Source organism: Microvirga lupini (assembly GCF_014191055.1).
Lineage (GTDB): Bacteria > Pseudomonadota > Alphaproteobacteria > Rhizobiales > Beijerinckiaceae > Microvirga > Microvirga lupini_A.
The window spans coordinates 54,056-79,860 of record NZ_JACHWB010000012.1 but is presented as its reverse complement, the minus strand read 5'-3'; the positions used below and the strand labels follow the sequence as shown (position 1 = coordinate 79,860).

Annotated in this window: 21 protein-coding genes and 1 tRNA gene; 10 read left to right on the top strand and 12 right to left on the bottom strand. The window is 61.8% G+C overall.

Annotation, left to right across the window (positions count from 1 at the left end):
* Window positions 1-4: 4 nt before the first annotated feature.
* The 6 genes from pstB to FHR70_RS23260 form a co-directional block, all read right to left on the bottom strand.
* Window positions 5-823, bottom strand: coding sequence for a phosphate ABC transporter ATP-binding protein PstB (gene pstB / locus FHR70_RS23285; protein WP_183454728.1), 819 nt, complete (start codon window positions 821-823; stop codon window positions 5-7).
* Window positions 820-1,725: a phosphate ABC transporter permease PstA gene (pstA, locus tag FHR70_RS23280; RefSeq protein WP_425487898.1), complete on the bottom strand. Its 906-nt coding sequence runs from the start codon at window positions 1,723-1,725 to the stop codon at window positions 820-822. Before pstA ends, pstB begins: the two co-directional genes overlap by 4 nt.
* Window positions 1,726-1,735: 10 nt before the next feature.
* The gene (gene pstC / locus FHR70_RS23275) at window positions 1,736-2,710 is read right to left on the bottom strand and encodes a phosphate ABC transporter permease subunit PstC (RefSeq protein ID WP_183454726.1); all 975 of its coding nucleotides are present in this window, start codon (window positions 2,708-2,710) and stop codon (window positions 1,736-1,738) included.
* A gap of 35 nt (window positions 2,711-2,745) precedes the next feature.
* Window positions 2,746-3,789, bottom strand: coding sequence for a phosphate ABC transporter substrate-binding protein PstS (gene pstS / locus FHR70_RS23270; protein ID WP_183454724.1), 1,044 nt, complete (start codon window positions 3,787-3,789; stop codon window positions 2,746-2,748).
* Window positions 3,790-3,966: 177 nt separating this feature from the next.
* Window positions 3,967-5,265 carry an ATP-binding protein gene (locus tag FHR70_RS23265; protein WP_183454722.1) on the bottom strand — a complete coding sequence of 433 codons (1,299 nt, stop codon included), beginning with the start codon at window positions 5,263-5,265 and terminating at the stop codon, window positions 3,967-3,969.
* A 57-nt stretch (window positions 5,266-5,322) separates the two neighbouring features.
* Window positions 5,323-6,384 carry a lysylphosphatidylglycerol synthase domain-containing protein gene (locus tag FHR70_RS23260; protein WP_183454720.1) on the bottom strand — a complete coding sequence of 354 codons (1,062 nt, stop codon included), beginning with the start codon at window positions 6,382-6,384 and terminating at the stop codon, window positions 5,323-5,325.
* A gap of 259 nt (window positions 6,385-6,643) precedes the next feature.
* Between FHR70_RS23260 and FHR70_RS23255 the strand changes: the two genes are divergently transcribed.
* Window positions 6,644-8,035 (top strand): PAS domain-containing protein, encoded by a 1,392-nt coding sequence (locus FHR70_RS23255; protein ID WP_183454718.1) that lies wholly within the window; start codon window positions 6,644-6,646, stop codon window positions 8,033-8,035.
* Window positions 8,036-8,041: 6 nt separating this feature from the next.
* Window positions 8,042-8,587, top strand: coding sequence for a bifunctional adenosylcobinamide kinase/adenosylcobinamide-phosphate guanylyltransferase (gene cobU, locus FHR70_RS23250; protein ID WP_183454716.1), 546 nt, complete (start codon window positions 8,042-8,044; stop codon window positions 8,585-8,587).
* A gap of 12 nt (window positions 8,588-8,599) precedes the next feature.
* On the opposite strand, the gene FHR70_RS23245 is transcribed toward cobU, so the two are convergent.
* Entirely contained in the window at window positions 8,600-9,454 is an 855-nt protein-coding gene (locus FHR70_RS23245; RefSeq protein WP_183454715.1) for an ABC transporter substrate-binding protein, read from the bottom strand.
* A gap of 364 nt (window positions 9,455-9,818) precedes the next feature.
* On the opposite strand from FHR70_RS23245, the gene FHR70_RS23240 reads away from it, so the two are divergent.
* Window positions 9,819-10,976, top strand: a complete 1,158-nt coding sequence (locus FHR70_RS23240) for a transglycosylase SLT domain-containing protein (RefSeq protein WP_183454714.1) — start codon at window positions 9,819-9,821, stop codon at window positions 10,974-10,976.
* Here FHR70_RS23240 and FHR70_RS23235 read toward each other — a convergent pair.
* Together FHR70_RS23235 and FHR70_RS23230 are read right to left on the bottom strand one after the other, a co-directional pair.
* Window positions 10,931-12,253 carry an MFS transporter gene (locus tag FHR70_RS23235; RefSeq protein WP_183454713.1) on the bottom strand — a complete coding sequence of 441 codons (1,323 nt, stop codon included), beginning with the start codon at window positions 12,251-12,253 and terminating at the stop codon, window positions 10,931-10,933. The two genes, FHR70_RS23240 and FHR70_RS23235, sit on opposite strands and share 46 nt — an antisense overlap.
* A 156-nt stretch (window positions 12,254-12,409) precedes the next feature.
* Window positions 12,410-12,640 (bottom strand): hypothetical protein, encoded by a 231-nt coding sequence (locus tag FHR70_RS23230; protein WP_183454712.1) that lies wholly within the window; start codon window positions 12,638-12,640, stop codon window positions 12,410-12,412.
* A 190-nt stretch (window positions 12,641-12,830) separates the two neighbouring features.
* Between FHR70_RS23230 and ggt the strand changes: the two genes are divergently transcribed.
* The 6 genes from ggt (at window position 12,831) to FHR70_RS23200 (ending at window position 20,293) form a co-directional block, all read left to right on the top strand.
* Complete coding sequence (ggt, locus tag FHR70_RS23225; protein WP_183454711.1) at window positions 12,831-14,585, top strand: gamma-glutamyltransferase; 1,755 nt, start codon at window positions 12,831-12,833, stop codon at window positions 14,583-14,585.
* Between the two features lie 59 nt (window positions 14,586-14,644).
* Window positions 14,645-15,562, top strand: coding sequence for a dTDP-4-dehydrorhamnose reductase (gene rfbD / locus FHR70_RS23220; protein WP_183454710.1), 918 nt, complete (start codon window positions 14,645-14,647; stop codon window positions 15,560-15,562).
* A 68-nt stretch (window positions 15,563-15,630) separates the two neighbouring features.
* On the top strand, window positions 15,631-16,821 hold the full coding sequence (locus tag FHR70_RS23215; RefSeq protein WP_183454709.1) for an O-succinylhomoserine sulfhydrylase: 1,191 nt from the start codon (window positions 15,631-15,633) through the stop codon (window positions 16,819-16,821).
* 306 nt (window positions 16,822-17,127) lie between these two features.
* Window positions 17,128-18,264, top strand: coding sequence for a twin-arginine translocation signal domain-containing protein (locus FHR70_RS23210; RefSeq protein ID WP_183454708.1), 1,137 nt, complete (start codon window positions 17,128-17,130; stop codon window positions 18,262-18,264).
* A 107-nt stretch (window positions 18,265-18,371) separates the two neighbouring features.
* On the top strand, window positions 18,372-18,956 hold the full coding sequence (locus FHR70_RS23205) for a TRAP transporter small permease subunit (protein WP_183454707.1): 585 nt from the start codon (window positions 18,372-18,374) through the stop codon (window positions 18,954-18,956).
* On the top strand, window positions 18,956-20,293 hold the full coding sequence (locus FHR70_RS23200; RefSeq protein WP_183454706.1) for a TRAP transporter large permease: 1,338 nt from the start codon (window positions 18,956-18,958) through the stop codon (window positions 20,291-20,293). Before FHR70_RS23205 ends, FHR70_RS23200 begins: the two co-directional genes overlap by 1 nt.
* Here FHR70_RS23200 and FHR70_RS23195 read toward each other — a convergent pair.
* On the bottom strand, window positions 20,284-20,619 hold the full coding sequence (locus tag FHR70_RS23195) for a hypothetical protein (RefSeq protein WP_183454705.1): 336 nt from the start codon (window positions 20,617-20,619) through the stop codon (window positions 20,284-20,286). The genes FHR70_RS23200 and FHR70_RS23195 overlap by 10 nt on opposite strands.
* A gap of 452 nt (window positions 20,620-21,071) precedes the next feature.
* Window positions 21,072-24,557, bottom strand: coding sequence for a cadherin domain-containing protein (locus FHR70_RS23190; protein ID WP_183454704.1), 3,486 nt, complete (start codon window positions 24,555-24,557; stop codon window positions 21,072-21,074).
* 438 nt (window positions 24,558-24,995) lie between these two features.
* Between FHR70_RS23190 and FHR70_RS23185 the strand changes: the two genes are divergently transcribed.
* A complete protein-coding gene (locus tag FHR70_RS23185) occupies window positions 24,996-25,406 on the top strand; it encodes a hypothetical protein (RefSeq protein ID WP_183454703.1) in 411 nt (136 codons plus the stop codon).
* Between the two features lie 287 nt (window positions 25,407-25,693).
* On the opposite strand, the gene FHR70_RS23180 is transcribed toward FHR70_RS23185, so the two are convergent.
* Window positions 25,694-25,769 (bottom strand) — tRNA-Glu (locus FHR70_RS23180).
* Window positions 25,770-25,805 lie beyond the last annotated feature (36 nt).

Genomic DNA, 25,805 nt, shown 5'->3' with positions numbered 1-25,805 from the left:
TCAATCAGCCGAAGCGGCCCGTGATGTAGTCCTGGGTCTGTTTCTTAGCGGGGTTCATGAACATCTTCGTGGTCGGGCCGAACTCCACGAGTTCGCCGAGATACATGAACGCCGTGAACTGCGAGATGCGCGCCGCCTGCTGCATGTTGTGCGTGACGATCACGATGGTGAATTCGGAGCGGAGCTGCTCGATCAGCTCTTCGATCTTGCCGGTGGAGATCGGGTCGAGCGCCGAGGTCGGCTCGTCGAGAAGGATCACCTCGGGACGCTGAGCGATGGTGCGCGCGATGCACAGGCGCTGCTGCTGGCCGCCGGACAGACTCATGCCGGACTGACGCAGCTTGTCCTTCGCCTCGTCCCACAGAGCCGCCTTGCGCAAGGCCTCCTCGACACGTCCGTCGAGTTCGGATTTCGGCAGCTTCTCATAGAGTTTGATGCCGAAAGCGATGTTGTCGTAAATCGACATGGGGAACGGCGTCGGCTTCTGGAACACCATGCCGACGCGGGCGCGCAGCTCGTTCACGTCGATGGACGGTGACAGGACGTTCTGGCCGTCGAGCAGGATCTCGCCATCGGCGCGCTGCTCGGGATACAGGCTGTAGATACGGTTGAACGTGCGCAGCAGCGTCGACTTCCCGCAACCGGAGGGACCGATCAGCGCGGTCACCTGCCGGTCGTAAAAATCGAGGTTGATATCCTTGAGACTGCGGAAGTCGCCATAATAGAAGTTGAGGTTTCGAACGGCGATGCGCACCGGCGCTTCGGCATTCCCGGCGGCAGCTTTTCCGACGGCGCTGCTCGTGTTGAGGGCAATCGTGCTCATCGGACTTTATCCTTCCTCAGGAGCAGGCGCGCCACGACAGACAGCGCCAGGATCGACATGGTGATGATGAGGGCACCGGCCCATGCCAGTTCGCGCCAATTCTCATAAGGCGAGAGGGCGAACTGGTAGATCATGACCGGAAGGTTGGCGACCCCCCCCATCAGGTTGGGGTTGAACCAGAAATTGTTGTTGAGGGCCGTGAACAGCAGCGGGGCGGTTTCGCCCGCGATGCGGGCGGTGGCCAGCAGCACGCCGGTGACCATGCCGGCGCGCGCCGCCTTCCAGCTGATCTTGATAATGACGGTCGACATGGGCGCGCCGAGTGCGGCACCAGCCTCACGGAGCGAACCCGGCACGAGGCGCAGCATGTCCTCGGTGGTGCGCACGATCACCGGTACGGCGATAATCGCAAGCGCAACGCCCCCGGCCCAGCCGGAATATCCGCCCATGGGCTGCACCATGAGCATATAGACGAACAGGCCGATGAGAATGCTGGGTGCCGCGAGCAGGATATCGTTTACGAAACGGATAACCTCCGCGAGCTTAGAGTTCTTGCCGTATTCGGCAAGATAGGTCCCTGCCAGCACGCCGATGGGCGTTGCGACCACGATGCCGAGAACCGTCAGGATGAGGCTGCCGACGATGGCGTTGGCGATGCCGCCGCCTTGGCTCCCCGGTCCTGGCGTCGTCTCGGTGAACACCGCCGGCGACAGGCCGCCGATGCCTTCGACGAGCAGCATCAGAAGGATCCAGCCGAGGACGAAGGCGCCCAGAACCGTGAACAGGGTGCAGATGATCTTGAGGGCGCGGTCGGCCACATGGCGGCTGCGACGCACCCGCCCCCAGGGGGCAGGAGCCGTCATCGGCTCGGGTGAGGCCCGGTGCTGCAGAGCGGTGTCCATCATCGTCTCCTCAACCTACCTTCACCCGTGACACCAGCAGACGGGCGAGCACGAGCACGGCGAACGTGACCAGGAACAGGATGCAGCCCAGCGCCATGAGCGCGTTCAGCTGCAGGCCGATGGCCTCGTTGAATTCGTTGGCGATGCGCGACGCGATGGTGGAGCCCGGATCGAAGAGCGAACCCGACAGGCGGTTGGCGTTGCCGACCACAAAGGTCACGGCCATGGTCTCGCCGAGCGCGCGGCCGAGCCCGAGCATGACCGCACCGATGATGCTGACGCCCGCCTGCGGCAGGAGCACGTTGCGCACAACCTCCCAGGTGGTGCAGCCGATACCGTAGGCGCTCTCCCGCAGCACGGACGGGATCTGATCGAGAATGTCCCGTGCGATGGAGGCGATGAACGGGATGATCATGATCGCCAGGATGATGCCGGCCGTCAGGATGCCGACGCCGGAGGGCGTGCGGGCATACAGGATGGTGCCGATGATGGGCATGCCCTCGACGATGTTGGAGACGGGGATCTGCACGTAATTCGCGAACAGAGGCGCGAAGACGAAGAGGCCCCACATGCCGTAGATGATGCTGGGGACAGCCGCGAGCAACTCGATGGTGGTCGCCACCGGCCGTTTCAGCCAGGGCGGGCAGAGCTGCGTCAGGAAAATGGCGATACCGAGTGACAAAGGCACGCCGATGACCAGGGCGATCAGTGCCGTGGTCAGGGTGCCGACGATGGCCACCCAGGCGCCGTACTGGTCCTCGTTGACGTTCCAGACGCTTGACGTGATGAACCCGAGGCCGAATTCACGGAAGGCCGGCATTCCGCCGTAGATCATCGATCCGATGATCCCAAGGAGCACGATCAGCACCAGAAGAGCCGATGCGAGGCTCGCTAAGCGGAAGAGTGCATCGAAGCTTGGAGGAGAGGACCGGCGAGCGGGAGCATCCGCGCTCGAAACGAGACGTTCATGCGAGAGAGCTACCATTCGCCGATCCGCTATGCTGGTTGATCGAGGTCAGATTACTGCGTGAAGACAGGCTGACCCGAAACGTTCTTGATCTCGCTCTTCCAGGTCGCGCGCACCTGATCCTTCAGCTGGGCGGGAAGCGGCACATAGTCGAGATCAACAGCCATCTTGTCGCCGTTCTTGAACGACCAGTCGAAGAATTTCAGGGCCTCGGCCACCTGCTCCGGCTTCTCCGGGCTCTTGGGAACGAGGATGAAGGTCGGAGCCGTGATCGGCCAAGCCTCGTCGCCGGCCTGGTTCGTCAGCGAGATGCCGTAGCCGGGGGCCGACTTCCAATCGGCATTGGCGGCGGCAGCCTGAAAGGTCTTGGCTTCCGGCGAGACGAACTTGCCGTTCTTGTTCTGGAGCTGGGCGAACGGAATGCTGTTCTGCTTGGCGTAGGCATATTCAACGTAGCCGATCGAGTTCGGCACCTGCTTCACGAGAGCGGCAACGCCCTCATTGCCCTTGCCGCCCTGGCCGACGGGCCATTGCACCGAGGAGCCGGCGCCCGGTCCGCTCTTCCAGCCTTCCGAGACCTGGGACAGATAGGTGGTGAACACGCTGGTGGTGCCCGATCCGTCGGAGCGGTAGACCGGGGTGATCGAGGCGTTGGGAAGCGTCACGCCCTGGTTCGCCTGCGCGATCTTGGCATCGTTCCACTTGGAGATCTTGCCGTTGAAGATATCGGCAAGAACTTCGCCCGTCAGCTTCAGCTGGCCGGCGGAAACGCCCTGAACGTTATAGACGGCGACCACGCCGCCCATGACCGCCGGGAACTGGACGAAGCCGTCCTTCTGAAGCTCTTCGCCCTTCAGCGGAGCATCGGTGGCGCCGAAATCGACAGTCTTGGCCCGGATCTGGCGGATGCCGCCGCTGGAGCCGATGGACTGATAGTTCAGCCGGTTGCCCGTTTCCTTGTTATAGGCCTCGGCCCATTTGGCGTAGATCGGGAACGGGAACGTCGCGCCTGCGCCGGTAATGTCAGCGGCAGAGGCCGTGGTCGTGAGGCTCGCGACGGCAAGGCCGGCCGCAATGGCGTAGGACATGATCTTCAAGGGTCAATCTCCTGTTCATGCACTGTGACAGGCGGCTTGAAAGCGCTGGGCCGTGTCACGCGATGGGACAGCTAGGCCCGACGGATGTCTCCTCTACGACAGTTGGATGACAATTACATGACACCCCCAAAGGATCCCTTGTGGGGTCTCGATTTCGTCTCTGGGAAAATCGCCCGGTCAGGAGCGGGCTTCGGGCAATGTCACCGTAAAACGTGCCCCCTGCCCCGGCTCGCTCGCAATATCGAAATGGCCGCGGTGGCGGTTGACGATGTGCTTGACGATGGCGAGCCCCAGGCCCGTTCCGCCCTTGTCGCGGCTCTGCGCCACATCGGCCCGGTAGAACCGCTCGGTCAGGCGCGGCAGGTGCTCGGGCGCGATGCCCGGCCCGTAATCCTGGACGGCAAAGGTGACGTGGGGCCCCTGCTCGCCATGGGAGGGACCGATGCTGGCGATCTCCACGTCCACCCTGCCACCGCTCTCGCCATATTTCACGGCATTCTCGATCAGGTTCTCGGCGACGCGCAGGAGCTCGTCGCGGTCGCCGCGCACGAGGATGGGCTGCCCTGGCAGCTTGGCCTGGATGACGACGCCCCTCTCCCGTGCCATGGGCGACAGGGTTTCGATCATCTGGGACACGATGGAGGCCAGATCGACATTCTGGGTCGGGGAGAGATGCGCCCGCATCTCGATGCGGGACAGAGACAGGAGATCGTCGATCAGGCGCTTCATGCGCTCGGCCTGCCCCTTCATGATGTCGAGAAAGCGCTCCCGGGCCTTCACATCATCGCGGGCCGGGCCCTGAAGGGTCTCGATGAAGCCGAGCACCGAAGCCAGCGGGGTGCGCAGCTCATGGCTCGCATTGGCCACGAAATCGGCCCTCATTGCCTCCAGCCGGCGAGCCGAGGTGAGATCGCGAAAGAACAGGACAACCCCGGCCTGGACCCCGGTGCTGGGCGCATCGGCCTGGAGGGGCCCGAGATGGACTTCGAAGGTGCGCTCGGTGGGAATCCGCTCCGAATACTCCACTTTCAGAGGTTCACCCGTCTCCAGAGCCCTCTGGATGCCGTCGAGCACGTCGGGGCTACGGAGCGCGAAGGACAAAGGGTGCCCGGTCTTCAATCCGCTCAGGAGCCCGTACGCGGCTTTGTTGCCCTCTAGGACGACGGCACGCTGGTCCACCAGGATGACCGGATCGGGGATCTGAGCCAGGACGGCTTCGGCGATGCTCGATTGCTGGGGTTTGCTTGTCTGCGACCGGGCTCCGACCCCCAGGCTGCGCTTGGGCCCGGCGACCACAAAGCCCGCGAGTATGGCGATGGCCGCCCAAAGCAGAAGCCAGGCATCCCCGTTGCCCTGCACCAGCGCGACGACCACCATGACGAAGCACGCAACCACCGCAGCCCGCAGGGCTGCATCACGCAAGAGCGCGGCGCCCTGAGGTTTGGGTTCCGGCGTCGGATCGTCGGGAGCGCTCATGGAACAGGAGGTCTCGGAGAGGTTGCACGCCTTCTTTAAGGCAGGCTCCCGCAGGTGTCATCTCCCGCCAAGCTCTGCTCCGGCGACCTCATCCTCATCGGGCTTGAAAGCGAGCCGAGCTCCCCGGATCCGGTTGCGGATCTCGTAGCCGCCGAGGAGCGCCAGGGCGACCACGAACGGAATGAGGTAATAGCACAGGCGGTAGAGGAGCAGCGCCCCGAGAACCGGCTCCCTCGGATAGCTCGAGAGGGCGAGAAGGATGGTCGCCTCGAAGACGCCCAGGCCTCCCGGCGCATGGCTCGCCACCCCAAGCATGACGGCGAAGATGTAGACCGCCACGAAGGTTTCGAAGCCGAGATTGTGCCCGCCCGGCAGGAGCACGAAGAGCACGCCCGCGCCGGCGCAGACGTCGGCTGCGCCGATCAGGATCTGCGCAAGCGACAGACGAAAACCTGGCAGCTCAAGCTTCCAGCCCTGGATCTTGACCGAACGGCGCTTGAGAGAAACCCAGATCATGTAGGCGGCGACGAAGACGGCCGCGCCCAGGCCGACAAGCTGGTTCATCCAGATATGGGTGTAGACGAGGCTCGCCAGTTCGTCGGCCTTGCTGATCAGGCTCCAGGCGAGCACGAGGGCCATGCCGAGCCAGAAGGTCACCCCGGCGATGACGGTGAGGCTCGCCACCCGTCCCGGCTTCACACCCTTGGGCGAATAGATCCAGTAGCGGACCGTTCCGGCCGTGAGCAGCGGGAACCCCAGGGTGAAGCTCACCGCGTAGCTCGTGAAGGAGGCGAGCGCCGTAGTGCGGTAGGGTATCTGCAGCTTGAGCTGGCGGAGCGCAATGGCGTCGTAGCAGGTCAGCAAGCCATAGCTGATCGCCGTGAAGAGCACCGCCAGTCCGATCTGACGGAAGCTTGCGGCCGTGAACGCGGATTTCAGCTCGTTGATGTCGATATCAGACACAATGTGCCAGAGGACGACGAGCGAAGCGCCGAACAGGAGAATGCTCGCTGCCATTCCGATCCAGGCAAAACGGCGGGAGCGGCGCTCCTTCGGCTGAAGGGCCTCGGCAGATGACATCTCCGGCGGAGACACCGGGCGGGAGCTCATATCGTTCATGAAAACTGTCAATCAGCCTCAGCGTAGGAAAGGCCGCGGGTGCGTGGGCTGTCCTGCATCTAGGCGCTGGCGAGGAGAACTACCAGACGCAGGCGGCCTTTTAATGGTTTCGCAAGACTGGCGCTACTCTCTGGGCCGAGAAAATCCACATCGGAGCGGATGTGGGTTGTCAGCCTCGAAAAAGGCCTACAACAATGCTTCCCTGATCGAAGCCGGCTTGTGAGTGACTTTGGCCGCATGGATGGCCCGGGAGTTCTGCGTGGATTTCAAGGATACAGAGACCCAATATGCCGTTCTGGCGGAATCCCTGCCGCAACTCGTCTGGTCGGCCCGACCTGATGGATCTGTCGACTATGCCAACCGCCGCTGGCGTGAATATACGGGACGTTCAAGCGAGCAGATTCTCGGAAACGGCTGGCAGGAATCCATCCATCCGGACGATCTGGCGCAGACCCGGGACCATTGGCAGCGCTCGCTAGATGCCGGGCAGGCGTATGAGTGGGAGCACCGGATCAGGAACGCAACCGGCGACCATCAATGGTTCCTGAGCCGCGCCATTCCGATCCAGGACCTCACCGGCAAGATTACCCGCTGGTTCGGCACGAGTACCAATATCGACGAGCAGAAGAAGGCTGACGAGGCGGTCCGAATGCTCGAAAGCCAGTATCGTTTGGCTCTCGAGGCGGCCAATCTCGGAACCTGGCAGATCGATCTGAATAACAACCAGATCACCTGGGATGAGGAAAGCTGCGCGCTCTACCACATTCCTCACAATGGATTGTACAGCCTCTCGCTCGACGAAGCCTTGAACATCATCCATCCCGAGGACCGGGAGGATGTGAGGACACGGATCGCCGCTGCAGCGGCCCCGGGATCGGATGGCAAGTACGACAATCGCTACCGGGCGCAGCTCCCTGACGGGAGCCTCCGCTGGTTCCGTTCCCACGGACGAGCCCTTCACGTGAATGACGGCGGCACGCGCCGCGCCATCAGCCTTTACGGCGTGATCAGCGACATCACGGAGCGCCATACGCTCGAAGAGGCGCAGAAGCTTCTGACCAGGGAACTCAATCACCGCGTGAAGAACCTGTTCGCCATCGCGAACGGCATGGTCTCGATGACGGCCCGCACGGCCAAAGACACCAAGGAAATGGCGACGGCCCTGCGGGGGCGGCTCAGCGCCCTGTCACGCGCCCATGAGCTGGTCCAGCCTGCATCCGCAACAGAGCCGGGCTCCGGCACCGACGTTGAGCTCTCCCGGCTGATCGAAGCTGTCCTTGAGCCCTACAGGCAGTCTGGCCAGAACAGGATCGCCATCGAAGGACCCAGCGTTGCCGTGGGCTCCAACACGACGACGAGCCTTGCCTTGGTTCTGCATGAGCTTGCCACCAATGCGGCCAAATATGGGTGCCTGTCCTGTGCGGAGGGTGAGCTCACCATCCATTGGACGCTTCGGGAGGAGAACGTGGATCTCCTCTGGACCGAAAGCGGCGGACCGCCCATTGCCGCTCCGCCAAGCTTTGAGGGCTTCGGCACGCAGCTGTCCCAGCGCAGCATCGCCGGGCAACTCGGGGGCACCCTCGAGCGCGAGTGGCGGCCGGACGGCCTGCGTGTTCACATGGTCATTCCCGTCAACCGGCTGAGCGCCTGACCGGCCATGCCCGTCCACCGTCGTGTCCTGGTTTTGGGCGGAGCGCGTTCCGGCAAGAGCCGCACCGCCCTGCAGCTTGCCGAGCAGACCTCATCGCAGCGGATCTATATCGCGACGGCGCAAGCCTTCGACGACGAGATGCGCGAGCGCATTGCTCTCCATCGCCTGGAGCGCGACCGCTCCTGGCAGACCGTGGATGCCCCATTAGAGCTGGTGCAGGCCATCCAGACTCAGACAAATCCTGAGAAGGCCGTGCTTGTCGATTGCCTGACCCTTTGGCTCTCCAACGTCGTGCTTGCCGAGCGCGACCCGTCCCGTGAGGCCGATGAACTGATCCGCGCGACTCGGGAAGCCCAGGGGCCCCTCATCCTGGTCTCGAACGAAGTGGGTCAGGGCATCGTCCCCTCGACCCCTCTCGGGCGTTCCTTCCGCGATGAGCAGGGCCGCCTGAACCAGAAGATGGCGGAAGCCTGCGATGCGGTGATCTTCGTGGCCGCAGGCTGCCCCATCCTGCTGAAGCCCGCTCCCCGGCTGGATCTGAGACTGGCCTGAACACGGCAACAATCAGGGCAGCTTGGACCTCACCTCATCGGCCAAGGCTTCGATCATGGCAGGCGTCGAGGGACCTCCGCAGATCGTGAGACGGCCCGGAACGGCGAGGCGCCGCTCGCGCGGCACGGCGGCGGCCAGCGCGGGATGGGCGAAGAGAGCCGTGCCATTGTCGATCGCCTGCTGCGACCCAGCATCGACGAGCATCAGGTCCGGCGGGGTGATGACGATCGTCTCCAGGCGTACGACGCCTCCGTTTTTCTGACCCAGAACCTCCTGATGCAGCGTGAAGCCCATCTGCGTCAGCACTTCGCCTAACGGCGAACGGGCATCTGTCACCCACCCTCCCCGCTCGTAGACCAGAATGCTGCGCCCGTCCGGGATAATAGCCTTCGCCCGATCCAAAGCCGCATCGATTCGGGCAATGAGGGCCTCGCCGCGATCCACATGTCCGAGCCGGCCGGCAAGGAGCCGGATCTGCTCGCGCCCTTCCGTCAGTCCCTGCCAGGGGCCAAGCTGGAGAACCTCCAAGCCCTGCCGCTTCAGGACGGCCACCTGATCCTGCTGGCCGTAGGTTCCGGTCAGCACCAGATCGGGCCTGCTGAACAGAAGAGCCTCTGCTCCACCCTTGTTCAGAGGCAGGCCTGCCGCCTGCTCTGCCATGAAAGAGACAGATGGATCGTGGGCAAGCCGGCTCAAAGATGCGATCTGGTGACGATCAGCCAGAGCCAGCAGCAATTGGTCCGTGCAGAGATTGAGGGAGGCGACCTGCTGCGGCTTCGGCTGAGCTACAGCCGTAGAGATTCCCCAGAGGCAGCCGATCAGAAAGGCCCATCCGATACGGCCGCCATCGCAAAGCTTCGAGATCATCCGCCAACACCTATGAAGCCTGTTCGCTGAGGCCTGCGGCCTCACAATCAAAGCAGGATGCCATGCTTCAGGGCAAGCTGAGCAATTTCCCAAGTGCGGCGGAATGACCCGCAACATTGAGATAATCGTCTGTCTCAGAAGCGTTTTCGAACGTGTATTTCCTTAGACTTTAGAGAATTCTTGAAGATTATCCCCTTCGTCCGGATAGTTGCAAAAGGTCGCACGTGGGAACAAAGTCCAAATTCACCGTTAAGCTGACCCATTCTGGACATATCTGGCACGCACATACTGACCTCGCTTGAACGAAGAACAACCGCAAACCTGTCTCGGCAGCGAAGCGGCGCATTCTAGGGGGCTTCTTCATATGCTGATTGCTCTGACGGCGTCTCGCGACGCATGCCAGCAGAAGACTACTTGTCTCGATTTCGGAAAGGACGGCGGCTTCCAGACCCGCCGTACGGCTCAGAAGCACCCCACCTTTCAAGGTGGTCAGACCCTGCTCAACCTTACCAAGATGCTCGGCCTTGGCGCCTGCATGACCCTGGCCCTCGGCACCGCTGCCATGCCCCAATCCGCTTCCGTCGCGGAGCAGAAGTCAACTCTTCCGGCAGCTTTCGATGCTGGCGAAAAGTCCATCAGGATCCCGGATCAGCACGCGCAGCCGTTCACTCTATCTGTCACCGATGCCGCTTCGGCTGATCCGCTCGAAGCTATCGCTCCAGTGCCGGCAGCTGAGACCAATCAGGCCTACCTGCAAAGGCAGATCATCCTGTCCATTCCTCTGACCAATCCGCCGACCACGGAAGGCAGCGAGGACGACAAGCCCGTCTCGCGGGAGCTCACGGATCACATGGAATTCGAGGAAATGCGCGTTCCCGTGTGGATCGTGGATACGATCCTGCGCGCTTCCAAGATGACCGGCGCTGACCCTGTCTACATGATGGCTCTTGCGGACAAGGAATCGAGCTTCCTGCCGGGCAACAAGGCCTCGACATCCTCGGCCGTCGGCCTGTTCCAGTTCATCACGAGCACATGGCTCGAGGTCGTGCGCTCCTTCGGCCCCACCCACGGCTTGGATGCGGAAGCACAGGCGATCGAGCGGGTCGACGGCAAGCTCGCCGTGGCTGACGAGACCATGCGCGAGCATATTCTCGGGCTTCGCCGCAATCCTTACATCTCGTCCCTCATGGCCGCCGAGATGATGAAGCGCGACAAGGCGAAGATTGAAGCAAAGCTTGGCCGCAAGCTCAATCGTTCCGAATTCTACATGTCTCACTTCTTCGGCGTCGATAGCGCCAGCAAGTTCATCGCCTTGGTGGATGACACCCCGAAGAAGAGCGCGCCGGCCGCCTTCCCGGCCGCGGCGAAGTCCAACAAGTCGCTGTTCTTCACCAAGGATGGCAAGAAAACCCGCCAGCTCAGCGTGGCGGAGGTCTACGGCAAGATCGACGACATGATCGACAAGCGCCTCAACCGCTACGGCGATGTCTCGACCCGTGTGGCAGGCGACCTTCCATTCTGATCAACCGCCTCTTCGCCTTCAGGTTCGGGGCTATGCGCCAGATCCCCTGTGGCGCCGATCTCCGCCCGAGGTGCCAAACCCGCCGAGGCGGAGCTGGTGGGGGCGATATCGGCAAAGCCGCCTTTGGCCGGCGGGCGCTGCACGCGAATGATCCGCATCACGATGAAGGCGGCCAATCCCAGTGAGGCCAAGGCTGCATAGATGAAGAGACCTTGAGGCCCAAGGACCTCCATGGCCAGCGCCCCGATCAGTGGACCAACGGTCACCCCGGTCGCCCAGGAAAACAGCAGGGTGCCGACGGTGGACACGATCTGCCCGGGATCGACGATGTCGCAGGCATGGGCCACGCAGACCGAGTAGATGCACAGGGCAAGGCCACCCCAGGCCGCAAACGACCACAGAATCAGCAGGCTTGCATTCTGCGCACTGGCCCAGAGGATCAGGAGCGAGACCAAGCTCGTGCCTAGGGCCAAGCCAGCAATCACGTAGCGCCGGTCCGCTCGATCGGAGAGCCATCCGAGCGGCCATTGCATGGCGAGGCTCCCAGCCTGCAAGGCGAAGAGAAGCGCGGCCGCCTGATCCTGGCTCAGCCCGATGCTGACGCCGAAGACCGGCGTAATCGCAATCACCGGGCCATTGACCAAACCGACCACGAAGGCTCCGACCACCGCTGATGGAGCCGTGGCGAACAGCTTTCTGACCTCGATCCGCACCCCCTGCGGGGCATTCGGCTCCTTTGTCGTGGTCGCCGCAATGGGAAGGAGCGAGAGCGTGATCAGCGCGCTCACCGCCATGAACAATCCATCCGTACGGATATCGCCGAAACTGATCCCGAGCGGGGACAGCATCAGGGCGACCTTGGTGCAGATCATATAGATGGAGAGAATTCGCCCGCGATGAGTCGACGTAGCCCGGGCGCTGATCCAGCCATCGGTCACGGTGAAGATGCAGGCGAGCGTGATGCCTGTCAGCCCGCGCAGCAGGATCCAGGCCAGCGTCGAATGAGCCTGGGTCATCGCCAGGATCAGCACGGACACCATGGCCGCCAGGCTGGCGAAAGCCCGGATATAGCCCACGTGGCGGATGAAGCTTGGGGCGAAGAAGCAGCCTGTCGAGAAGCCTACGCCATAGGCGGCAGCCACGACGCCGATGGAAGCGACGGAAATGCCCTCCGCCTGCATCCGCAACGGCATCAGGGCCTGCAGGAGACCGTTACCCGCCTGGAGCAGGGTCGTGGCGGCCGTAATGGTCCAGATCAGAGCAAGGGAGGAGTTCACAATCGAATCGGCAATGCGGGGCGGCGGGCGCGAGGATCAGCAAGATAGAGAGCAGGTGCCGCCTAAGATCAAGAGTCGATCCGGTTCCAATGATGGCCTTGTCAGTCGGCATGCCCGGCCAAAGGGCCAGACATGCTCGCGATTGGGCTCAGGAGCCTATTGGCTCGGCTGATCTTTCTGGAAGCTGGCGAAAAGATAGAAGCCGTTGAAACGCACGCCTTCCATGGCGGCTTTCCGGTCGAAACCCAAGGGAGCGTCCTGACCATGGACCCGCCCGCCGAACCGCCAGTTCGGCTCCACGACGAAGGGAGGAACGCTACGCTCCTCCGGAACGGCACAGACGAGGCCATCCAGTTTCGTACTTCGGAACAGATTATATGAGTACATGTCCTGCTCCTTTTCTTCTCATGACGAATCGCATCCTGCCGGACAACGGTGACAGGAGTGTGATATTGCAGCGCAACATCAGCAGAATTTCTTCTTTTTCGGTGCCGAATGGAAGTGGCGCAAAGGGATGATCCTTTGTTAGGCTCGCCTCATTGACGGAATAATCCAGGTCAATCAGGGAGCGCGTCGCATGATGATTCAGAGCACCCTTCGCCGAAGCCTCATGAGCCTCGGTCTTCTGGCCAGCCTGCCCTTTGCTCCCTTGGCATGGGCTCAGGCCGTCGCCCCCTCTCCCGAAGCACCGACAGGTCGCACCCTCAAATCCAGCGGCACGGCAACGAAGGACATGGTTGCGGCCGCCAATCCATTAGCCGCCCAGGCAGGCCGTGAGATCCTTGCAGCCGGCGGCAGCGCGGTCGACGCCGCCATCGCCGTTCAGCTGGTTCTCAACCTCGTCGAGCCGCAGAGTTCCGGCATCGGCGGCGGTGCTTTCATGGTCTTCTGGGATGGGCGGACCATGACAACCCTCGACGGGCGCGAAACAGCGCCGGCTGCGGCCAAGCCCGAGCGCTTTCTCGGACCTGACGGCAAACCGATGAAGTTCTACGACGCGGTGGTGGGCGGTCGCTCGGTCGGCGTGCCGGGAACGCCGCGCCTGCTCGAAATGGCGCACAAGAATTGGGGCAAGCTGTCCTGGCAGCAGGTCATCGAGCCGGCTGCACGCTTGGCCGAGGAAGGCTTTACCATCTCGCCGCGCCTCAACGGCCTGCTGACCCAAGAGAAGTACCTTCAGAACGATCCTGTAGCGCGGGCCTATTTCTATGAAGCTGACGGCAAGCCCAAGGCGGTCGGAACCGTCCTGAAGAACCCGGCCTTCGCCAAGACGCTCCGCACCGTCGCCGAAAAGGGGGCAGAGGCCTTCTACACAGGCGAGATCGCCCAGGACATCGTGGCGACCGTGACGGGACATCCGACCAATCCCGGCGACATGACCCTTGACGATTTGAAGGGCTACAGGGTGCAGGAGCGTGAGGCCCTGTGCGGCAGCTATCGCGTCTACAGGGTCTGCGGCATGGGCCCGCCGAGTTCCGGCCAAGTCGCCGTGCAGCAGATCATGGGCGTCCTCGAAACCCAGGACATGGCCGCCATGAAGCCCGGCCCTGACGCGGCGCACTTGTTCGCCGAGGCGGGCCGCCTGGCCTATGCCGACCGCGCCCTCTTCCTGGCCGATCCGGCCTTCGTGAATGTTCCCGTCAAGGGACTGACGGATCCCGGCTACATCAAGAGCCGTGCTGCTCTGGTCGATCCAAACAGGTCCATGGGCAAGGCCAAGCCCGGCGACCCGCCGTTCCAGAAAACCTTCCTCTGGGGACCGTCAGAGGGGATTGAATACGGCACGAGCCACATCTCCATCGTCGACCGCAACGGCAATGCCGTGTCCATGACGACCACCATCGAGGATGGGTTCGGAGCACGGATCATGACGAAGAGCGGGTTCCTGCTCAACAACGAGCTGACGGACTTCTCGTTTGCCACGACCGAGGACGGCAAGCCGATCGCCAATCGTGTCGAAGCCGGCAAGCGCCCACGTTCATCCATGGCGCCGACCATGGTGCTCGACGGCAGCGGCAAGCTCTACGCGGTGGTGGGCTCACCGGGCGGAAGTCTTATCCCCAACTATGTGGCAAAGACCCTTGTCGGCATCCTGGACTGGAAGCTCGATCCGCAGGTGGCCGCCGATCTGCCCAACATGGGCAGCCGCAACGGACCGACGGAGCTTGAAGCCGGCACCGAGGCGGAAGCCTGGAAGGCCGCGCTGGAAGCGAAGGGCCATGAGGTCAAGCTGATCGACCAGAACTCCGGCATCCATGCCATCGTTGTCACCCCGGCAGGACTTGTGGGCGGTGCTGACAGCCGCCGCGAAGGTGTTGCCATCGGCAATTGACATGTGCTTGGCAGCTCCTGTGAGAAAGCTGCTTCCAGATCGAAGAGGGTTCGAGTTTCATGCGTATCATCGTCATCGGCAAGGAAGGGCAGGTCGCCCGCTCCCTGGCGGAGCGGGCACGGGCCCATGGTGCACAGGCCGTGCTCGTGGGCCGTCCCAAGCTCGACCTTGCCGATCCGTCCGGCATCGAGGATGCCCTGATCGAGACCGGCGGCGACGTGATCGTGAATGCGGCCGCCTATACCGCCGTCGACCAAGCCGAGTCCGTCCCGGAACTGGCCGAGGCCATCAACGGCATCGGTGCCGGTGTCGTGGCCGGCACTGCGGCTGCCATGAACGTGCCCCTGATCCACATCTCCACCGACTACGTCTTCGACGGCACCGCCGATCACCCCTACCGGGAGGATGACCCCGTTGCTCCGTTGGGCGTCTACGGCGCCTCGAAGCTCTTAGGGGAAGAGGCGGTTGCGGCCGAGGCCGAGAACTACGCCATCCTGCGCACCGCCTGGGTCTACAGCCCCTTCGGCAAGAATTTCGTCAAGACGATGCTGCGCCTCGCTGGCGATCGCGACGAGGTTGGAGTCGTGGCCGACCAGCACGGCTCGCCGACCAGTGCCCTGGACATTGCCGACGGCATCATCGCGGTCAGCCGCAACCTGCTGGAGAGACCCGACGACAAGAACCTTCGCGGGCTGTTCCACATGGCCGGAACGGGCTTTGCCAGCTGGGCGGAGTTCGCGACCGAGATCTTCACCCTGTCGGCTCATCTCGGCGGGCCTTCGGCGAAGGTGCGGCCGATTGCGGCCGCGGATTACCCGACCCCGGCCAAGCGGCCAGCCAATTCACGGCTCGACTGCACCAGGCTCAAGGAGACGCACGGCGTGGTGCTGCCGCACTGGCGCTCGTCGCTCGAGCCCTGCGTGAAGCGTCTCATCGAGGAAACCCGCAAGGAGTTTCTCCGGGGCGATGTGCGCTAAGAAAAGACCAGACTTTCCGGCAAAATAATACGGTTGTTCTTTATAAAGAACAACCGTAGGATTGCTTCATGACCACGCCTCAAGAGCCATCCTACCGCCTCGAAACCCGCCTCGTCCACGAGGGCAACCAGCGCACGCCGTTCGGGGAGACGTCCGAGGCGCTGTTCCTCACGCAGGGCTTCATCTACGAGAGCGCCGAGAGTGCCGAGCGGCGCTTCCTGAACGAGGAGGCCGGCTACAGCTACAGCCGTTACTCGAACCCGACCGTGGACGCCTTCGAGCAGCGCATTGCCGGTCTCGAGGGCGCGGAGGCGGCCCGGGCCACGGCGAGCGGCATGGCGGCCGTGACAGCCGCCATGGTTGGGCAGGTGCAGGCCGGCGATCATGTGGTGGCGGCGCGTGCGCTCTTCGGCTCCTGCCGCTGGGTGGTGGAGGATTTCCTGCCCCGGTTCGGCGTCGGCTGCACGCTGGTCGACGGCGCGGATCTCAACCAGTGGCGCAATGCCGTGAGACCGGAGACCAAGGCCTTCCTGCTGGAGACGCCGACCAACCCCAGCCTGGAGATCTTCGACATCGCGGCGATTGCCGAGATTGCCCATGCGGCCGGCGCGACGCTCACCGTCGACAATGTTTTCGCCACGCCGCTTTTCCAGAAGCCGCTCGCGCTCGGCGCCGATTGCGTCGTGTATTCGGCGACCAAGCACATCGACGGCCAGGGCCGATGTCTGGGTGGCGTGATCCTTGGCTCCACCGAGTTCATCGAGAACAAGGTGCAGCAATTCCTTCGCATGACGGGACCATCGATCTCGCCCTTCAATGCGTGGGTTCTGCTGAAAGGTCTTGAGACGCTTCCCCTGCGCGTCGAAAAGCAGACGACCACCGCCGGCTTCCTCGCGGATATGCTCCACGACCATCCGAAGCTGCGGCGCCTCACCTATCCGGGTCGCCCCGACCACCCTCAGGCGGACCTGATCCGGCGCCAGATGAGCGGCGCCTCGACCATGATCGCGCTGGACGTCCAGGGCGGCAAGGAAGGCGCTTTCCGCTTCCTGAACGCCCTGAAGCTGATCCGGATCTCCAACAATCTGGGCGACGCGAAAAGCCTCGTCACTCACCCGGCCACCACCACGCACCAGCGCTTCACGCCCGAGCAGCGTGCCGAGATGGGCATCACGGATGGCCTAGTACGCCTGTCGGTCGGACTGGAGCACAAGGACGACCTGCTCGAGGATCTTGCTCAAGCCCTTGAGAGTGCCTGATCATCACAAGCGCGTGATGCATGGCCGAGACGGCTTCGATGCAAGCGGCTCATCGAAGGGCCATGCGCGCGACGGCGAGCCGCTCTGCCCAGGGAGCGACGGTTTCCTGAAGGTCTTCGCATCGCAAAACCGACGCAGAAAGACGACCGGGAAAGTAAAACGTATCTAATCCAGATGTCTATGCCGCATGCCCACCTGCACCCCTTGAAGTCATAGGGGAAATGACACACCATCCTCTGCGGAATAACGCGTTCCAGCATAAGAAAACGCGGTCCTTCACAATGATAAATGTCGAGGGAGGAAGCAGTGAAGAAAGACAGTTCGTCAGCGTCCAAGACTTCGAGTGCATCCAAGCAGTCCCGCCGTCGTTTCCTGCAAGTTGCCGGCCTCGGAGCCGCAGCTACGGTCGCAGCCCCCCAGGTATCCAGAGCTCAGACAGCCACCTGGAAATTCCAATCGACCTGGCCGAACCGCGACATCTTTCATGAATTCTGCAACGACTTCGCCAAACGCATCAACGATATGTCTGGCGGGCGCCTGAAGATCGACGTTCTCGCCTCCGGCGCCGTCGTGCCGGCCTTCCAGCTGCAGGATGCGGTGCATGCCGGCATCCTCGACGGCGGCCACGGCGTCGCCGCCTATTGGTACGGCAAGAACAAAGCCTATGCCCTCTTCGGCACGGGTCCATCCTTCGGTTGGAACGCCAATTCGTTCCTCGGCTGGATGAATTATGGTGGCGGCTACGATCTCTACAACGAGCTGCAGAACCAGATCCTGAAGCTCAACATCGTCGGCTTCGTCTCCGGTCCCATGCCGGCGCAGCCTCTCGGCTGGTTCAAGAACGAAGTGACCTCGGCCGATGCCTTCAAAGGCCTGAAATACCGCACCGTCGGTCTGGCTGCCGACCTCAACCGGCAGCTCGGCGCCGCCGTCACCATTCTCGCCGGCGGCGAGATCGTGCCTGCGCTGGAGCGTGGCGTCATCGACGGCGCCGAGTTCAACAATCCGTCCTCGGATCTTGTGCTCGGCTTCCCGGACGTGTCGAAGAACCTGATGCTCCAGAGCTATCACCAGTCTGGCGAGACCTTCGAGCTCATCTTCAACAAGGCGAAGTACGATGCCCTTCCGGCGGAGCTGAAGGCGATCATCAAATATGCCGCCGAGTCGGAATCGGCGGACATGTCCTGGAAGGCTCTCGATCGCTACTCCAAGGATCTTGAGGCCATCCGCGCCCGCGGCGTCAAGGTAACGAAGACGCCCGACGCCGTGCTGAAGGCGCAGCTCGATGCCTGGAACAAGGTCATCGAGGAATTCTCGAAAGACCCATTCTTCAAGAAGGTGATCGACAGCCAGAAAGCTTGGGTGCAGCGCACCTACGCCTATGAGCGCCTGAACGAGCCTTCGCGCGACATGGCCTACGACCACTTCTTCAAGACGACCTGAAGAACGGTGCGAAAACCTTTCTGAAAAGCACTGCTCAAGACGAGGGCGGCATTGTCTCATGCCGCCCTCGCTACACGCTCCGAAGGCTCGTGAAAGGGCTTCGATCCATGCGCTTTGTCTATTTCATCGACCGCATCAACACGTTCATCGGCAAGACAATCGCCTGGTCGATCGTCGCCCTGACCTTCGCCGTCTGCTACGAGGTGTTCTCGCGCTATGTGCTGCGAGCCCCGACCGAGTGGGCCTTCGATGCGAGCTACATGCTCTACGGCCTGCTCTTCATGGTGGCGGGTCCCTATGCGCTGGCCCGCAACAGCCATGTGAGAGGCGACTTCCTTTATCGCAACTGGCGGCCGCGCCGGCAGGCGGCTCTGGATCTCGTGCTCTATTTCCTGTTCTTCTTTCCCGGCATTCTCGCTCTCATCTATGCCGGTCTGCCGTTCACCCAGATGTCCTGGATGATGAACGAGCATTCCATGAACTCGCCCAACGGACCGCCGATCTACCCGTTCAAGGCGCTCATCCCGATCGTCGGCGTGCTGATGGCCTTCCAGGGCATTGCCGAGGTCATCCGCTGCATCCAATGCCTGCGCACCGGCGAGTGGCCTCCCCGACTTCATGACGTCGAAGAAACCGAAAAGCTCATTCTCGAGCAAGCCGAACAACAAGGCCTTACGAAGGGGACCGTCTGATGCTGGCATCTTGGGGGCTGGGAAATCCCGAACTGGGCGTGGTGATGCTCGGCCTGTTCGTGGTCTTCATCATGTTCGGATTTCCCATCGCGTTCACGCTGATGGCGCTCGGTTTTGGCTTCGGCTATTTCGCCATGGGCGACATCGTGTTCGCGCTCGTGGTGCAGCGCGCCTATTCGGTGATGACAAACGACACCCTCGTGGCCATCCCGCTCTTCGTCTTCATGGGCTACATCATCGAACGAGCGAACATCCTCGACCGGTTGTTCCACTCCATCCAGATCGCGGTCGGCGGTCTGCCCGGATCGCTCGCCATCGCGACACTGCTGACCTGTGCTCTGTTTGCCACTGCGACTGGTATTGTCGGCGCGGTCGTCACGCTGATGGGGCTTCTCGCCTTCCCGGCCATGCTGCGCGCCGGATACGATGTGCGTCTGTCGGCCGGCGTGGTCTGCGCCGGCGGATGCCTCGGCATTCTCATTCCGCCCAGCGTGATGCTCATCCTCTATGGCGCCACCGCCGGCGTATCCGTGCCGAAGCTCTATGCAGGCGCTCTCTTCCCTGGCCTGATGCTGGCCGGATTATACATGGGCTACGTGCTCATCCGATGTGCTATCAATCCGAGCCTCGCCCCCAAGCTGCCGGCGGAGCAACGCAAGGTTCCACTCGTCAAAATCTTCTGGTCGCTGGCCACGTCCTTCTTCCCCCTGGCCCTCCTCATCCTCTCCGTGTTGGGCGCGATCTTCTTTGGCATTGCGACACCGACCGAAGCGGCAGCCGTCGGCGCGCTGGGCAGCCTTCTGCTCGCCGCAGCCTATCGCTCCCTCTCGTTCGGCAAGCTCAAGGAATCCGTCATCCTCACCGCCCGTACCTCCGCCATGGTGTGCTGGCTCTTCGTCGGATCCTTCATCTTCTCGTCGATCTTCGCCTTCCTTGGCGGCCATCAGCCCATCGAGAATTTCGTCACGCATCTGAACCTCTCGCCGTTCTGGTTCCTGATCCTGACCCAGGTGATCATCTTCGTGCTCGGATGGCCGCTGGAATGGACGGAGATCGTCGTGATCTTCGTGCCGATCTTCCTGCCGCTTCTCGACAATTTCGGCATCGATCCGATCTTCTTCGGCGTGCTGATCGCCCTCAACATCCAGACGTCGTTCCTCTCGCCACCCGTCGCCATGGCGCCTTTCTACCTGAAGGGCATCGCGCCGCCGCATGTGAGCATCAACGACATCTTCGCAGGCGTCATGCCGTTCCTGTTCCTCGTCATCGTCGCCATGGCGATGTTCTACATCTTCCCGGAGCTTGGCCTGTGGCTGCCGCGCTACCTCTACGGCTGAGGTTCGAGCAACGTCGAATGGAAAGCTTCTAAACAGGACCGGAACTCCGACCGCACCCTCACGTTGGCCTCCTGTTCGTGCCAAAGGAGGCCATCATGAAATGCCAGTTCTGTCAGCAAGACGTGAGCGACCCTTGCCATAACACCCAGGAAATGCAGCAGCGCGCCGCAAGCCATGTGGACCGATGCGAGCATGCCCTCAAGGATCAGCAGGGCATGAGTTCCGGAGCCAACCGTCGCGACATCCAGAGCGGCAGCTGAGGCTATGCCAGGCAAAGGCGAAGACGGCGCCCAGGGCTTGGCCGAGCAGAGCGTGAACACCAGCATCGTGCATCCAGGCCGAGCCGGCCGGGATCATGTCGAACAGGGCGACCGCTCATCCGGCAACCGGAGCTTGACCGGGAACGATCAGCGGAAAGGTCTCGAGAGAACCGACCGTCATGCTCCCGGCGCCAAGCAAGGCAGCAACCCATAGGAGAAGCCCGTGGCCCGCAAAGCCCGTATGAGACCATCCTGGAAAAAGGCCAGCAAACGCAAGCAGAAGGCCTCGGACTCCCGCAAGGAGCGCGTGACCCAGCGCAGCTGATCGGCAATGGTTCCAAACGGCCCGCACGCGCGGGCTGTTTGCGTTGGCAGATGGAGCGACAGCGTCGATGAGGAGCCGAGGCACGGCCCAATCATGCTCGTGCGGGGGCCATATGGACCATCCTTAAAGGATGACGGGGAGTGTTGGCTCCCCGTCATATGCTCTGCCTCCATGCGGCGGAGCTCCAGATCAGTTACAGCACGAACCAGCCCTTTTGCAGGTCCATGGCGCCTTTGAGCTTGATCACGCCTTCCGCCGCCTTGTCGCTGTCGGTGTTGAGATAGACGTAGGTGTCCTTGCCGGTCTTCTCGTAGCGCACCTGACCGGCCTTGGTGAAGGCGTTCTTGCCGATGAACGAGAAGGCCTGATCGCCCTTCTTCTTCACATCGGCATCGATGAGCTTCAGGTCGATCTTGTCTCCTCCCCGACCGGAGAAGTCGGTGATGTAGTCGGCCGTTCCCTTGCTGGTGCCCGTGTCCTTGTTGGCGAACACAAAGATATCCTTGCCAGACCCTCCGGTGAGCGAGTCCTGGCCGGATCCGCCAATGATCCTGTCATTGCCGGTGCCGCCGTTGATCTTGTCCTTGCCGCCACCGCCGTTGAGGCTGTCGTTGCCGGCACCGCCGGAGAGATTATCGGTGCTGGAGCCGCCAGAGATCGTATCGCCTCCGCTGGTGCCGGCCGTGGTCTCCTTCGCTATGTCCTTGAGGACAACGGTCAAGGTTTGATCGACGCTCTTGCCGAACTGATCGGTCGCACGCACCACGACCGTGTGGGTCATCGCCTGCTCATAATCGAGCAGAAGCCCGTTCTTCACCTCGATCGTCTTGTTGTCGCTCGCAAGCTGGAAGCGTCCCCCCGCGTCGTTGATGAGGGTGTAGGTGTGCGTGCTCAGGGCATCCGGATTGGCGACCGACAGGGTGCCGACATCCTCACCGGTCTTGCTGTTCTCGAACACCATGCCGCCGGCCAGATTGATGGCCGAGCCGTGATTGATCACCTCGGCGAGATTCAGGACCGTCCCGTTGAAGTTGAAGACCTCGACATCGATGACGGTATCGGTTCCCTCTCCGCCGACTTTGTCCGCGATGGTCAGAGTCGTTCCGTTGTTCGCGACGTGGTAATTGGATCGGGCACCGCTGTAGACCGCCGTGTCGGCCCCGACACCACCATCCAGGGTGTCATCGCCTGCTCCGCCGGACAGGGTATCGCTTCCACTGTCGCCGCGTAGGCGGTTGTGGAGATTATTGCCGAGGATCCGGTCGGCCGCTTCCGTGCCGCGGATCCGCTCGATCCTGGTGAGGGTATCCATGTCACCAAACAGATCGGCAACCGTCACGGTATTTCCGGTGCTCAGATCGATGGTCATGCCCTTCTTCAGGTTGGCAGGAGCTGCCCGATAATCAGCCCGGTAGTCGACCTCATTGACACCGTCAGTGCCGTCGAAGACATCCGCACCGGCCAGACCGATGAAGCGCTGGGGAACCGGGCTTTCGGCCGGGCTCGTGGCGCCTATGAATTTATCAGCTCCAGACGTGCCCCGCACGACGTGAATGTTGAAGAACTGATCGGTGCCGACGATCTCTCCGTTATCGCCCCTCTTCACGACCGTTCCGGTGCCATACCGTTCGCCCGGCGTGAATACGACCTCGATGCTGGAGAAAATCCCGCTACCATAGCCAAGGTCGTTCCAGTTGGTGTCTGGGTTGTCCTCCTCCGTCACCTCGCCGCCATAGATCGTGTCGTTGCCGGTGCTGCCCACGAAGTAATCTTCATCTGTGTCAGCGCCAACGCCGCCAATCAGAACATCGTTGCCCGAGCCGCCATCCAGGGAGTCCCATCCGGCACCGCCTTCGAGCCGATCGTTCCCGTCTTCACCCGTCAGACGGTCGTCGCCATTGTCACCGCGCAGGCGGTTGTCGAGATCGTTGCCGAATATGTCGTCATCCGTTTCCGTGCCGCGGATGCGCTCGATCCTGGTGAGCGTATCCATGTCACCAAACAGATCGGTCACCGTCACGGTATCCCCGCCCCTCAGGTCAATGGTCATGCCCTTCTTCAACTCGTCCGGAGCAGCTCGGTACTCGGCCCGATAATCAACTTCGTTCACGCCCTTCGAGCCAACGAAGGTGTCGGCACCACCATACCCGACGAACCGCTGGGAGACGCTCGACTCACCACCAATGAAGGTGTCATTTCCATTCGTGCCGCGCACCACATGGATGTTGTAGAAGGTGTCGGTGCCGCCTCCCTCCGGCTTCACGACGGTTCCCGAGCCGTACCGATTGGCGTTATCGGCGAAAGTGACCGTAATCCCCGACAGGCCGCTGTCCAGGTAACTGAGATCGTTCCAGTTGGTGTCAGGTTTGTCGTCCTGCGCGACCTCGCCGCCATAGATCGTGTCGTTGCCAAGGCCACCTACGAAGTAATCCTCGTCTGTGTCGGCCCCAATGCCGCCGATCAGGACGTCATCGCCTACACCTCCGTCGAGCGTATCCCAACCTGCACCTCCATTAAGCGTATCGCTGCCTGCACTGCCTTCTAGACGATCATCGCCACCTAGCCCTTTGATCCCGTCATCGCCCGCGTCGCCGCGCAGGCGGTTGGAGCCGTTGGATCCCGTGATCGTGTCGCTGTCGCGGCTGCCACGGATGTACTCGATGCTGAAGAGCCTGTCGGTGTCGCCGTTCACGCCCTGCACGAGAACGGAGCCGTCATCCTCCACTTGCGACAGATCCACGCGAATCCCCGCCCCGTCAATCTGGCGGGTATCGTTCCTGTAATCGACCTCGTCGTCACCCTCACCACCATCGAAGGTGTCGTTACCGGCAAATCCGCGGAATCTCTGGTAACCTTCCGCCCCTGTGAACCTGTCGCCAAACTGGGTTCCGTAGACAGCCTCGATCTCGGAGAAGGTGTCGGTTTCACCGTCCTCTCCGACCACCGTGCCGGCCTGATCGGAGGCGAATTCCACAACGATGCCCTTCGTGCGGGTCTCGGGGCCGTTATAGCCGATGACATCGAAGCCCCCGCCGCTATTGATCGTGTCGTTTCCGAGCCCGGCCCAGAACTCGTTATCGCGATCGTCACCGATCAGGTGATCATCATGCCTGGTGGCATAAACGCCGTTGATCGAATGCAGGATGTCGGTTTCCGGTGCCCCGCCCCGGCTCGTGACCTTGCCCACATCGTCTTCGGCATCACCATCCACGAGGTCAACCGTGATGCCGTGCTGGCGATTATCGGCCGCATAGTTCACGTAATCATAATCGTTGATGCCGTTGTCGCCGCCGCCGAACACCTCGTCGTTGCCGAGACCGGGCACGAATGTATTCTCGGCGTCATTGCCATCCATCTGATCATTGCCGCTGAAGATGAAGGCAAAGACCTCCGCCCCCGACTGCGCAGTGTCAAACCACATGGCTTCGAAGGCCGTCAGAGGAATAGAGGTCTCAAGGATCTCTCCAAGGGATTCCTCATCCGCATCATACAACCCGATTGCATAGATATTGAGAGTATCCGGATTCCAGTACACTCGAACGATCCGGGTCTCGCCTCCGACCGTGAAGGTATAATCCCGGCCGTTCCCCGCGATATCCGCTTGGCTGATTGTGACGCCAATCGGGAAGAAGCCCTCCGCGGACAGAGCGGTATTGTTGTAGATGCTGTACGTGGCCATAGATTGCCCCTCTCGATAGCCTGCCGGCCAATCCTTGAGCCGACAAGGCGGAAATACCCTCCCTTGCCGGCTGTAATCTGTTGTTTGAAGGAATTTATCCAGAACTTCTGATGGCAGGCAAGCACCACCAAAGAAGAGTATTTCAGCTCACGGCCCCGCAAAGCTGAATAGTACCCCTTTTCCGCAGGCTTCTTGCATCCATGCTCTCTTTCAGAATCTAAGTATAATGCCAGTTTATCGAGTAATACTTTCATTATCTTTAGCTTCCCAATGATTCTGATCCATCAATCGGCCTAGTTAGGCGATCAATGCAATGTTACTATAAATACGAATTGAATTATTTGGAGTTGTGATTTCACGCACATCCTTCACTGTGACCTCGGCTGTAATCAAAAAACGCAAATCAGCCAGGGATTACTTTCCGGAGGACCATCAATCATGCACGCTTCTTCGCTGAGCTTCAGGCTCGCCGTTCTGTTCGTCATTGCCGGCATGGCCATGGGAATTGGCATGGCTGCGACCCAGAACCACGCCCTCATGCCGGCTCACGCCCACCTCAATCTGCTGGGATGGGTCTCGCTGTTCCTCTTCGGCATCTATTACGAGCGCCGTCCTGCCCTCGACGTGAGCCGGTTGGCCATGATCCAGGTGGTCCTTTGGTCGATCGGCACCGTCGTGCTCACGGTTGCCGTCTCGGCCATTCATCTCGGCTATCAGGCGGCCGATCCCGTTGCCGCCCTTGCGTCCCTCATAGTGCTGGCCGCCATGATCCTTTTCGCCTACTTTGTCTTCCGCCCGGCGCGGGATGTTGCACACGGCAGGGCCGCTCATCTGACGCCGGCCGAATGACATCCTCATCTCCGAGGGCGGTCGCTGCCGCCCTCGCATGAACCGGAGCCAGCATGACTTGCTTGTGTTCGACACGAATCTCGGCTCGACCGGCGATGCCCGGATCTCCCCGATACTGTGACAGAGCATTTCAACGCCACACCGAGGGCTCACGTCTGAGAACGGCACGCCAGTTCATCTCTTCCGAGAAGAAGGCCAACATCACCAAGTCCGATTTCACCGTGATCTGGCGCCATTGGTTCGAAACAGAAAAGCCCCGCCGAAGCGGGGCTTTTTCCTAGAACCTTTGGCGCTCCCTAGGGGACTCGAACCCCTGTTTTCGCCGTGAGAGGGCGACGTCCTAGACCGCTAGACGAAGGGAGCTAGCAAGGTGGAGGCCGCTCGTATAACCACCCTTCT

Coding starts and splice junctions, on each gene's coding strand:
- pstB (WP_183454728.1), bottom strand. CDS start 823: ATGAGCACGATTGCCCTCAACACGAGCAGCGCCGTCGGAAAAGCTGCC.
- pstA (WP_425487898.1), bottom strand. CDS start 1,725: ATGGACACCGCTCTGCAGCACCGGGCCTCACCCGAGCCGATGACGGCT.
- pstC (WP_183454726.1), bottom strand. CDS start 2,710: ATGGTAGCTCTCTCGCATGAACGTCTCGTTTCGAGCGCGGATGCTCCC.
- FHR70_RS23265 (WP_183454722.1), bottom strand. CDS start 5,265: ATGAGCGCTCCCGACGATCCGACGCCGGAACCCAAACCTCAGGGCGCC.
- FHR70_RS23260 (WP_183454720.1), bottom strand. CDS start 6,384: ATGAACGATATGAGCTCCCGCCCGGTGTCTCCGCCGGAGATGTCATCT.
- cobU (WP_183454716.1), top strand. CDS start 8,042: ATGCCCGTCCACCGTCGTGTCCTGGTTTTGGGCGGAGCGCGTTCCGGC.
- FHR70_RS23245 (WP_183454715.1), bottom strand. CDS start 9,454: ATGATCTCGAAGCTTTGCGATGGCGGCCGTATCGGATGGGCCTTTCTG.
- FHR70_RS23240 (WP_183454714.1), top strand. CDS start 9,819: ATGCTGATTGCTCTGACGGCGTCTCGCGACGCATGCCAGCAGAAGACT.
- FHR70_RS23230 (WP_183454712.1), bottom strand. CDS start 12,640: ATGTACTCATATAATCTGTTCCGAAGTACGAAACTGGATGGCCTCGTC.
- ggt (WP_183454711.1), top strand. CDS start 12,831: ATGATGATTCAGAGCACCCTTCGCCGAAGCCTCATGAGCCTCGGTCTT.
- rfbD (WP_183454710.1), top strand. CDS start 14,645: ATGCGTATCATCGTCATCGGCAAGGAAGGGCAGGTCGCCCGCTCCCTG.
- FHR70_RS23215 (WP_183454709.1), top strand. CDS start 15,631: ATGACCACGCCTCAAGAGCCATCCTACCGCCTCGAAACCCGCCTCGTC.
- FHR70_RS23205 (WP_183454707.1), top strand. CDS start 18,372: ATGCGCTTTGTCTATTTCATCGACCGCATCAACACGTTCATCGGCAAG.
- FHR70_RS23200 (WP_183454706.1), top strand. CDS start 18,956: ATGCTGGCATCTTGGGGGCTGGGAAATCCCGAACTGGGCGTGGTGATG.
- FHR70_RS23195 (WP_183454705.1), bottom strand. CDS start 20,619: ATGCTGGTGTTCACGCTCTGCTCGGCCAAGCCCTGGGCGCCGTCTTCG.
- FHR70_RS23190 (WP_183454704.1), bottom strand. CDS start 24,557: ATGGCCACGTACAGCATCTACAACAATACCGCTCTGTCCGCGGAGGGC.
- FHR70_RS23185 (WP_183454703.1), top strand. CDS start 24,996: ATGCACGCTTCTTCGCTGAGCTTCAGGCTCGCCGTTCTGTTCGTCATT.